Annotated in this window: 6 protein-coding genes; all 6 read right to left on the bottom strand. The window is 62.9% G+C overall.

Annotated features, from left to right (window positions below; translation table 11 throughout):
- Positions 1-222: 222 nt before the first annotated feature.
- A complete protein-coding gene (locus tag AC1RUR_RS16985; protein WP_492845937.1) occupies positions 223-3,495 on the bottom strand; it encodes an NACHT and WD repeat domain-containing protein in 3,273 nt (1,090 codons plus the stop codon).
- A 49-nt stretch (positions 3,496-3,544) separates the two neighbouring features.
- Complete coding sequence (locus AC1RUR_RS16980; RefSeq protein ID WP_492845935.1) at positions 3,545-5,041, bottom strand: TIR domain-containing protein; 1,497 nt, start codon at positions 5,039-5,041, stop codon at positions 3,545-3,547.
- 218 nt (positions 5,042-5,259) lie between these two features.
- Complete coding sequence (locus AC1RUR_RS16975) at positions 5,260-6,123, bottom strand: sugar phosphate isomerase/epimerase family protein (RefSeq protein WP_492845933.1); 864 nt, start codon at positions 6,121-6,123, stop codon at positions 5,260-5,262.
- A complete protein-coding gene (locus AC1RUR_RS16970) occupies positions 6,123-7,313 on the bottom strand; it encodes a dihydrodipicolinate synthase family protein (protein ID WP_492845931.1) in 1,191 nt (396 codons plus the stop codon). The genes AC1RUR_RS16975 and AC1RUR_RS16970 overlap by 1 nt, the downstream gene beginning before the upstream one ends.
- Positions 7,314-7,323: 10 nt before the next feature.
- Positions 7,324-8,475, bottom strand: a complete 1,152-nt coding sequence (locus AC1RUR_RS16965) for a Gfo/Idh/MocA family protein (RefSeq protein WP_492845929.1) — start codon at positions 8,473-8,475, stop codon at positions 7,324-7,326.
- Positions 8,472-9,869: an enolase-like domain-containing protein gene (locus AC1RUR_RS16960; protein ID WP_492845927.1), complete on the bottom strand. Its 1,398-nt coding sequence runs from the start codon at positions 9,867-9,869 to the stop codon at positions 8,472-8,474. The genes AC1RUR_RS16965 and AC1RUR_RS16960 overlap by 4 nt, the downstream gene beginning before the upstream one ends.
- Between the last annotated feature and the right edge of the window lie 134 nt (positions 9,870-10,003).

The following is a 10,003-nucleotide window of genomic DNA, read 5'->3' as shown; positions in this document are numbered from 1 at the left end:
ACGGAGAACCCAGCCGCTAGGCCGCTTCGGAGCTGGCGCCAATACATCGGACTACTGCAGCCTTTTTCAACGAAATCCGCCAAAAACAAAAATCGCGAAAACAACCCCATGCACAGTAGACGGCGGGCAACGCGGATTGCCGCTCTGGTTCGGCACAACCATTTGAAATCTCGAACAATCGGCGGCGTTACGCGCAACCGAAGGCTTCGAACGCTTCTCCGATCATTCCGAGGGCTTGTTCGGACGGGCGGTCAGCTCTTTCTCGACCTCATCCATCAGTGCATCCTTGCGCCCCTTCCTGCGAAAGGTTTGAAATTCCTCCAAGATCGTCTTGTTCCACTCCCTGCCATTGTCGATGGCTTCTCCGCGGTGCGATAGATATTCTCTGCGGGCAAGATCAATCTGTCCCATGAACATGTGTGCACTAGCGAGATTGATCACGATCCAGGTCTGGCTCGGGTCAAAGTTGAGACCGAGTTTGGCGGCATCCTCGGCAACCCGAAGACTGTTACCCTTCAACGCTGCATCGGCGAAATCGCCGTAAGTTCTGGAGATTTCAGAATCCGCCACCAGCGGCCGGTTGGCTCTCCAGTTCTTCCACAGCTGGGTATCGTAGGGAAATTTGCCCATCTCGATGCACCAAGTCGGCGGCTGCGGGGCGACAAGATTGGCCTTACGCTGCAGAACTGTAAGGCAGCGAGGCACCAGCGTCTGGGCTTTCTCAATAGCCGACTGCAGGTCTTCTCGCGTCTTGAAACTGAGTTTTTGCGGAACGAATCCACCGGCATTCCAAACTCGCGCGGTCTGGTCGTCCGAGCCGGTTACAATCCGGCCGCCGTTGGCGGTCGCAGCTACTGACCTTACTGCCCCCGCATGGCCGCTGAACTCGATGCGAGAGTCTTGAAGTTGGCTCGAGCGGACGTTCGCCGTCAATATCCGCACCGTGAAATTGCCTGAAAGCCGCGCAGCGTAGTTATCGAGGCCGGTGAAGATACGAACCCCGTTCGGGGTCATCTCCAGTGCTAGAACGACATCGTGCTCACCTTTGAGTTCATACTCCTTGGAAAGCACACCATCATCCCATACGCGAATGGACTTGTCTTGCGAACCGGTTATGACGCGGTGACCGTCCGACCCGATCGCCACGTCCGAAACCCGGCTATCGTGCTTGAGTTCATGCAAGAGGACGCCGGCATTGGCGTCCCAGACGCGAGCGAATTTGTCGTTCGAACCGGAGACGATGTGCGACCCGTCCGGGGTGATCGCGACAGCCGCCACGACGGCGGCATGCCCGTTGAGCACGAACAGTGGAGAACCGGAATTGCCATCCCAGGTGCGGACCGACTTGTCATCCGAGCCGGTAACAATGCGCGATCCGTCCGGCGTGATGGCAACGGCAACGGCACGTCCCTGATGCCCGTCGAGCTTGAACAGGGGAGCTCCGGTCTTGCCATCCCAGACCTGCGCCGAATTGTTGGAGCCGGTAACGATGCGACGTCCATCCGGCGTGATGGCCACAGTCAAGACGGCGCCCTGATCAACGCCCAGCGAAAACAGAAGAGCACCCGTCTCGCCATCCCAAACACGCGCAGTGCTGTCGCTGGAGCCGGTAACGATGCGCTCTCCATTCGCCGTCGTCGCCACCGCCAAGATTTCGGCGGTGTGCCCCGACAGCACTGTGCGCTCACGCAGACTACGAACGCCTTCCGCCAGAATATCTTCGGCCGCAAAAACCACCGGCCAATCGGACCTTTCTTTCCCGTCCGGCAAGGCTTCGAGCGCCAGGAGAATTTTTGCAGCCGGATCGCTTCTGGCAGCTGCGTTAACAAGGGCGCGCGTCTGCGCGATCTGTGCCTCCGTCTTGCTGTCTTCAGCGGTCTTGGTGGCTTGCCGGGCCTGCAGGAAGAATACGAGGGAAACCGCCGCAAGCAGTCCGCAGAACACTGCGGCCCCAAGCATGCGCTTCGCACTCCGCGTTTGAATTTCCGCCTTCTCGAACGCCGCGTCCAGCTCGCGTTGCTTTCGCTGCTGTTCCTCGACCAGCTCAACGTCGCGCTCCTTCTCGCTCTGCTCCAAGAACGCCATCGCACCGCCAAAGCCTGGATGATAACGCTCAGCCCAAGTCTCGTTCGGCTTGTTCTGCTTGCGCCAGTCGAGCGCGACCTGCAGCTGCGGATCGGTGTAGAGACTAGTCTCTCCTCGATCGTATTCCTGCGCGGCGTCGGCTAACCGTCGATAGACCCGGACCGATTGCGCCTCCTCACTGGCCCAGATATTCAACTGCTCCCACACCCGCATCAGGCTCTCATGCGAGATGTCGATGACCATGTCGGGGCGCAGCCTTTCCTTGATCGGAGGCATCAGGAAGGACCGGCTCTTTTCGCGGAAGACGTCGATCACGCTGGCGATTTCATCCATGCTTGCATCGGCCAGCGCGCACAGGGTTGCGACCTTGGTCGGACGCCGGACGCCGCGCGGGTCGCTCGCCTTGTCCGTGAGCGCCTTGAACATCTTCTCGCAGACCTGCTTCTGCCGCTCGTCCGCGAGCTCACGCAGCGCCTCGTCGGCATGCTGGTTGAGGGCCTTGGCCATCGTGCCGATGGCCGCATAGTGTTCGAGCCCCAGCGGGCCCTGCCCGCTCTGCTTTCGCCAATGGGCCCAGGTGCGGTTCAGGGCATGCTGGAGAATCGACAACTGGTCGGGATCATCGCCGACGTCGTTGACGAGTTGCGTCAGCAGCACCGGCGACAGCTCGGCACCACGCACCTGGATCGGCCCTTCGATCGCGTCGCGGCGCTCGTCGCGCGTCAGGCGCGGGACCAGATATTGCCCGGCATTGATCGCCTCGGCGAGACCCGGAAACTGGGTGCAGTCCCCGAGGAAATCCGAGCGCATGGTGAGGACGACGAAGATCCGCTCCGGGGCCCGTTCCCTGACCTCCAGCAGCAGGTTCACGAAGGCCGTTATTTCTTCCGCGGCGCGTCCATCGTCATGGCTCGCGATTCCCAACCGCCGATAGCGGAACAGTTCCTCGAACTGGTCCACGACGAGCAGAAAATTGACGTTCACCCCCAGCCTCGCCTGCTCGACGATGTCGATCAGCCCAAGCTTGCTCATGCGCAAGGTGGCCTCGACGAGCTGCGGAAGTGGGATAACTTCGTCGTCGTGGTCGGCAAACAGCACGCCGTCTTCGGCGAGCGCACGGGCCATTGCTCTGATCGGTTCATTGCCCGGCCGGAATTGCGCCATCCGCCACGAGGTTCCGGCACCGGCCATGAGGCCTCGGCGCAGCGCCGGCCGCAGCCCGCAATTGACGAGGGAGGACTTGCCGCTGCCGGACGTGCCGACGACGGTCAGGAAATGCGTCGCAGCGAGCTTGTCGACCATGGCATCGACCTGGTTCTCCCGCCCGAAGAACAGATGCTCCTCGTCCTCCTGGAAGGGCCGCAAACCCGGGAACGGATTTTCCAACGCGTCTTGGGCGAGGTCTCTCATGCCAGGCCTCTTGCAGGGTCTCTTGCTGCCAAATCTGTTGCCAGGTCACTCATGGGGACGGCCGTTGGCCCCGGAAGGCGCTCTTCACCGAGTCCGTCAACGCTGCGTCGGTCACGCCTTCCAGAGCGACGATCAGCCCGTTCTCTTTCATCTCGATGAGTTCCTGCTTATCCAGGGTGTTTTCTCCGGCCACGCAGGTGTATCGCGCCGGCGGCGTCTTGCCGCGCCGATAGCTGCCCATCTTCCTGAGTTCGCTCTCCATCGCGCGTTTCCACGCTGCATCGCCGGCGCCATAGAACAGAATGATCGCATCGCATGCGCCTATCAGATCGCGATGGGCCTTGCGTATGCTCGCCGCATCGCCCTCGAAGGCGGGCGTCTCGACCCTGAAGCCGAGCTGGCCGCACAGCTTTCGCAGTGGAAGCGTGATCTTGCGTTCGCGATCCCGCTGGTCGCAGATGAGATAGATCAATCCGCTGTCCTGCACCGCTGCTTCCGCGTCCGGCTCGCTGACGCGTGGCGGGGCGGGCTGCTCGATCGCCTTGAGCGTCACGAGAATCGACGCCTTCAATTCCTCGACGTCTCCCGCGATGAGATCGGCGCCGTATTGCACCTCGGCATCTTCGCGGAGCGCCTTGATGAAGGCCTGCTGGGCTTGTTGCTCCGACTGGGTCGCCGCAGGCAGACCGATCAGACGCTTGAGGCCACCGCCTTTGGCGCGTGCAACGGCACGCTCGTTCTGGTGAATCGTGACCGATTTGCCGGACGGACCGTCCGGCACGGCCCCGTAGCCGGTCCCGACCAGATGGACCGACAGCGCGCTACGAGCCAGCATATCGTCCACGACGGCGATGCATTCGTCCTCGTCCGGAGGCAGCCGGCGATCGGGCAGAACGGTGTATCCGCGCCGCAGCAGCTCCCCGCAGATCAATTCCCTGTCACGCTTGCGATCGTGGCTGCATTCGGCGAGGTAGACGACCGGCTTTTGCGACACTGCGGTGCCGTTGCCGCGCAGGGCCTCGAGTGTCTCCTTGAGACGGTAGGCCAGCTGGATCACCTGCTTCAGGAAATCCTGGCCATACCTTTCGCCATAGGCTTCGTCGAACTCGATCGGGACGCCGTCTTCCAGCGTGAAGAATTCGCGGAACCAGACGTCCTTCATGATGGGCGGTAGCGGACCATCGACCGGCGTCTTGACGATCGGGATCAGACGCTGCGTGCTGCCGACGACGAGCCCGCCGCTGCGCCGGGCGTGCTCGCAGAACTCGTTCATCTCCTTCGTGCACCATTCCGATTTGAGATAGCGCGGGGAGATCACGGACAGCATCACCGCCGACTGCTGCAACTGGGCGATGATCTCGTTCTGGAGGACCGCACCGTCGGCAAGCCTGGTGTCGCGCCAGATCTTCGCCTCGGATCCGAGGCGCTTGCTCAGGAATGTCGCGAGGACCTTGTGAAAGCGCGTGATCCAGCCATCGAACCGCTCGCTGATGCGCTCGTTGTCGATGTGACTGAAGCTGATGAAGACGTCGTTCTTGAAATCCATTCGCGCCCCCTCACAACATGCGACGCGTCTCGCAACGCCGGCGCCACGAAAGGCAAAAGGACATGCAAAGAAATGGGCAGGCAAAACGCCTGCCAGCAGCAGCTTCCACGCTGCCACAACTTGTGGTGACCTTATGTGAAGTATCCCACTTGCGGAAGATCACAAATCCGGCATTCCGAGCAAGCGCGCTTGCGACGGAACGCCGCGATGCGCCCAGCCTAAACCGTCGCCCTGTGGCGTTCGATGCAGGTGCGCAGCACCTCGTCCATCGGCTTGCTCCACCAGACGTTGGAGAAGATCTCGATCTCCGAAAAGCCGGCAAAGCCCTCTGCTTCGACCGCTTTGCGCACCGATTTGATGTCGATGACGCCGTCGCCCATCATGCCGCGGTCGTTGAGGATGTCCCTGGTCGGCACCAGCCAATCGCAGACATGAAAGGCAAGCAGGCGATCCTTGCCGGCCCGCGCGATCTGGCCCATCAGCTCCGGGTCCCACCAGATGTGATAGACGTCGAGCGCGACACCGAGCATGCCGGTGCGGCCGGGGTCGAGCCGGTCGCAGATATCCAGCGCCTGCTTTGTGGTGTTCACGCAGGCGCGGTCGGCCGCATAGGCCGGATGCAGAGGCTCGATCGCCAGCGGAAGTTTTAGCTGTTTCGCGTAGTCCAGCATGTCGGCCAACGCTTCCTCGACCTGTCCGCGCGCCGCCACGAGATCTTTGGACGCCTCGCTGCCCGGCCGCGAATATTGCGGCAGGCCGCCAACGACGAGGACGATGCAGGGGGCACCGAGCGCCTTGGCTTCATCGACGCAGCGTCGGTTGTCGTCGCGCACCTCACCTCGGCGCGATGCGTCCGAAGTAAACATCCCGCCGCGGCAATAGCCTGAGAGATCGAGGCCAGCCTCGCGCACCGCGCGCGCGGCCCGGTCGAGACCGACGGCGGCGACCTGATCGCGCCAGGGATCGATGGCGCGGATGCCGTGCTTGGCGCAGGCGTCGATGATCTGAACGAGGTCACCCTGCTTGCGGACCGTCGCCGTGTTGAGCGACAGCCAGCGATGGTCGGACGAAAAATCACGCATCAGGATTCGATCCCGTGCGAGGCCAGCACGGTCTTCATCCGCCGCGTCGCCATTTCAGGATTGGCGAGCAGGCCGGCTTGATCGGCCAGCCGGAACAGCTCGGCCAGATGCAGCGTCGAGCGCGTGCTCTCCTGCCCCCCGACCATAGTGAAATGATCCTGGTGGCCGTTGAGGTAGGCCATGAAGACGACGCCGGTCTTGTAGAAGCGCGTCGGCGCCTTGAAGATATGACGCGACAGCGGCACCGTCGGCCCCAGCACGTCGTGGAAGCCGGCCTCGTCGCCAGCAGCCAGCCGCGACAGCGCGTAGGACGCGGCCGGCGCGATCGCATCGAAAATGCCGAGCAGCGCGTGCGAAAAGCCCTGACTATCGCCGGCGATCAACTCCGCATAATTGAAGTCGTCGCCGGTATACATCTTGATGCGCTTGTCCAGGCGCCGGCGCATGTCGATCTCGCGCTGCTTGTCCAGCAGCGAGACTTTGACGCCATCGACCTTGGCGGCGTTGTTGTTGATGATGGCCACCGCGATGTCCATCGCCTTGCCGAGATCCCTGGTGCCCCAATATCCTGACAGTGCCGGATCGAACATGTCGCCGAGCCAGTGGATGATCACGGGCTCGCGGACCTGCGACAGCACGCGGTTGTAGACCTTGGCGTAGTCGTCGGCGCTGCGACCGAGTTTTGCGAGAGCACGCGACGCCATCAGGATGATCCGGCCGCCGACCTTCTCCACTGCAGAGAGCTGCTCTTCATAGGCGCGGATCACGTCGTCGAGGTTCCTGGCGTCCTCGACCGCGAGATGATCGGTGCCGGCACCGGAGAACACCAGCGCGTTGCGACGCTTGGCAGCCGACACCGAACGCGTGATCAGCTCCAGCGAGGTCGGCCAGTCCAGCCCCATGCCGCGCTGCGCGGTGTCCATGGCCTCGGCAACGCCGAGGCCGAGATCCCAGACGTGCTCGCGGAAGGCGATGGTCTTGTCCCAGTCGACGGCGACGGACAGCCAGGGATCGTTGTCGGCGAAGGGATCGGCCACCGTGTGCACGGCCGAGAAGGCGATACGGTTCAGCGGTCCCTCGAGTTTCGCGGGGAACGTTCGCGAGGCCGAGAGCCGGTAGGTCTCGATCGAGCGATCGGCCTTCGGCAGCTTCAATGACAGCGACGACATCGGCAGGACGGGCTTGTTCATGTGTCCCTCCTCAGACCTTGATCGGGGCGACGTCGATCCAGCGCCGCTCCTTCCAGCTCTTCAGCGCGCATTCGGCGAGCTGCACGCCCTTGACGCCTTCGAGCAGCGTGAACTTGTAGGGCGCATCCTCGTAGACGTGACGGATGAACATCTCCCACTGCTCCTTGAAGCCATTGTCGTAGGCGACGTTGTCCGGCAGCTTCTGCCAGTCGCCATAGAAATCGTGCAGCCGCTTCTCGTCGGGATTCCACACCGGCCTCGGGGTCGCCTGCCGTGCCTGGATCATGCAGTCGGAGAGGCCCGCAACCGCCGAGCCGAGCGTGCCGTCGACCTGGAAGGTGACGAGATCGTCGCGATAGACGCGCGTCACCCAGGACATGTTGATATGGGCGATGACGCCGCCTTCGAGCTGGAAGGTGGCATAGGCGGAATCATCCGCCGTCGCCTTGTACTTCTTGCCCTGCTCATCGAAGCGTTCGGGAATGTCGGTGTTGCCGATGCAGACCACGCTCTGGACGTTGCCGAAGAGGTTGTCGAGCACGTAGCGCCAGTGGCAGACCATGTCGAGGATGATGCCGCCGCCGTCCTCGTCGCGGTAGTTCCAGGACGGCCGCTGCGCCTCCTGCCAGCCGCCTTCGAACACCCAATAGCCGAACTCGCCGCGCACCGAGAGGATGCGGCCGAAGAAGCCGGAGTCGCGCAGGAACGCGATCTTCTTCAGGCCGGGCAGGAACAGCTTGTCCTGCACCGTGCCATGCTTGACGCCCTTGGCGTTGGCGAGCTTGACGACCTCGAGCGCCTCTTCGAAATTCGTCGCGATCGGCTTCTCGCAATAGACGTGCTTGCCAGCATTGATGGCCTGGGTCAGAAGCCCCGGCCGTGCCTGCGTGGTCGCGGCGTCGAAGAACATGGTATCGTTCTTGTCGGCGAGCGCCGCATCGAGGTCCGTCGTCCAGCGCGTGATGTTGTATCGCTTGGCAAGCGCCTCGACCTTCTCCGCGCTGCGGCCGACCAGGATCGGATCCGGCATCACGCGATCGCCGTTCTTCAAGCGGACGCCGCCCTGCTCGCGGATCGCGACGATCGAGCGGATCAGATGCTGGTTGAGCCCCATGCGGCCGGTGACGCCGTTCATGATGAGGCCGAGGCGTTGGGTGGTCATGCCGATTTCTCCCAGAGTGATTTTGGCTGTTCGAGCGGGGCCAGCGCCGACCAGTCCGGATGGACCGACGTCGCAAAGCCCGTTGCGTGAAGCGATCCCGTCAGGAGATCGCCCTCGTGAATGTTGAGGCGGATACCCCGACCGGTCTCGGTGTAGAGATCGGGGTGCGCGGCCGCGAAGGCCTGGGCTTCAGTGGCCGGCGTGTCGCCAAAACCGTCGACATAGTGATGGCCGTTGCGCTCGGCATGGGTGACGCCGATGAAGGCGCCAAGCGCGAGATCCTGCTGCACGGCAAGGCCCGCCTGGCAGGTGAGGTCCTCGCCGGTGACGAAGAATGTTTCGGCACCGCTCGTCCACTGTGCTGCGCGGGCCGCGTTAATGATCGACTTGTAGAGACCTTTGCATGATTTCGAGGAGATGCCGCGATAGCCGAGCGGTCTCATCTTGAGGAAGGAATCGTAGGAATCATCGGCTTCGTCGATGATGAAGGCCCGCTCAGCAAGCGAGCCCAGCGCGGTCTCCCAGGTGATGTCGCGCGGCATAGGCTGCTCGACGTAGAGGAGCCGGGTCGCGATCGGGGCCAGCGCCGCGTCGCGATCAAGCCGGCCGATCAGCGTGCGCAAGGCAGCCAGATCGGCGTATTGTTCATTGGCGTCAAGCGAGACCTTGTAGTCGCGCTCGAGCGCGCCGAGCTCCTTGCCGATGCGTACCAGTCGCGCCGCGTCTGCTTCCGGATTGCCCGACAGCTTGAGCTTGAAGTAGCGCGCGCCGGCGTTTTCGCGCACGTCCGCTACGCCGCCCTTGCCTTCAATCTTGTCATCGAGACCGACCGTATGCCGGATGGCAACGCGCGACAGGGGCGTTCGGCCTGTCAGAAACCCTGATATCTCGGTACCGGTCAGATCGAGCGACATCCGCCCGTCGACGCCAGCGATGTTATCAGCCATTCCCTGGAAGAAGCTCGCCCCAACCGCGCGCAGCAGTGCGTCGAGGATCGCTTTGTCGATCTCCGCCGGACCGTAAGCCGCGGCAAGCGGCGGGATATTCTCTTCCGCGCATGCTCTGACCTGGGCACCGATACAGGACGCATGCAGTCCAAACGCGGGCCGAAATCCGCTCTCGGCCAGATAGAGACCGCGCGCGATCTGAAGCGAGCGTCGCAAACCGTCCACCGTCTGCTCCGGCGACAGCTCCGGCCGCTTGTCGAACCATTTCGGCACCAGAAGTTCGGCACTGCCGCCGACCGAAGTGCCCCTGCCCTCGACCTCGATCTCGGCCCGCACGAACAGCTGCGGCGTCGCGTGAAGCGTGATCGCGCCGAAGCGGAACGGCCGCGCGAAATGCACGGGACGTTCGAAGAAGGCGATGTCTCGCAGCTTCAGGCGCGGTGCCATGGTGCTTTGCCATATGAAGTTGATGGAGACAGACTTGGCCACGGCGACGGTGCACCTCTCCCGCTTGCGGGAGAGGTCGGCGCAACGCGCCGGGTGAGGGTTCTATCCGCAACGGGACAGTCCCTATGTGGAGA

This window comes from Bradyrhizobium sp. GW821-FHT12B03 (assembly GCF_058807535.1).
This window is presented reverse-complemented; position numbering and strand designations above follow the sequence as displayed.

Excerpts from the sequence above, each read along its gene's own strand:
- AC1RUR_RS16960 (WP_492845927.1), bottom strand. The coding sequence starts at position 9,869 with ATGGCACCGCGCCTGAAGCTGCGAGACATCGCCTTCTTCGAACGTCCC.
- AC1RUR_RS16965 (WP_492845929.1), bottom strand. The coding sequence starts at position 8,475 with ATGACCACCCAACGCCTCGGCCTCATCATGAACGGCGTCACCGGCCGC.
- AC1RUR_RS16975 (WP_492845933.1), bottom strand. The coding sequence starts at position 6,123 with ATGCGTGATTTTTCGTCCGACCATCGCTGGCTGTCGCTCAACACGGCG.
- AC1RUR_RS16980 (WP_492845935.1), bottom strand. The coding sequence starts at position 5,041 with ATGGATTTCAAGAACGACGTCTTCATCAGCTTCAGTCACATCGACAAC.
- AC1RUR_RS16970 (WP_492845931.1), bottom strand. The coding sequence starts at position 7,313 with ATGAACAAGCCCGTCCTGCCGATGTCGTCGCTGTCATTGAAGCTGCCG.
- AC1RUR_RS16985 (WP_492845937.1), bottom strand. The coding sequence starts at position 3,495 with ATGAGAGACCTCGCCCAAGACGCGTTGGAAAATCCGTTCCCGGGTTTG.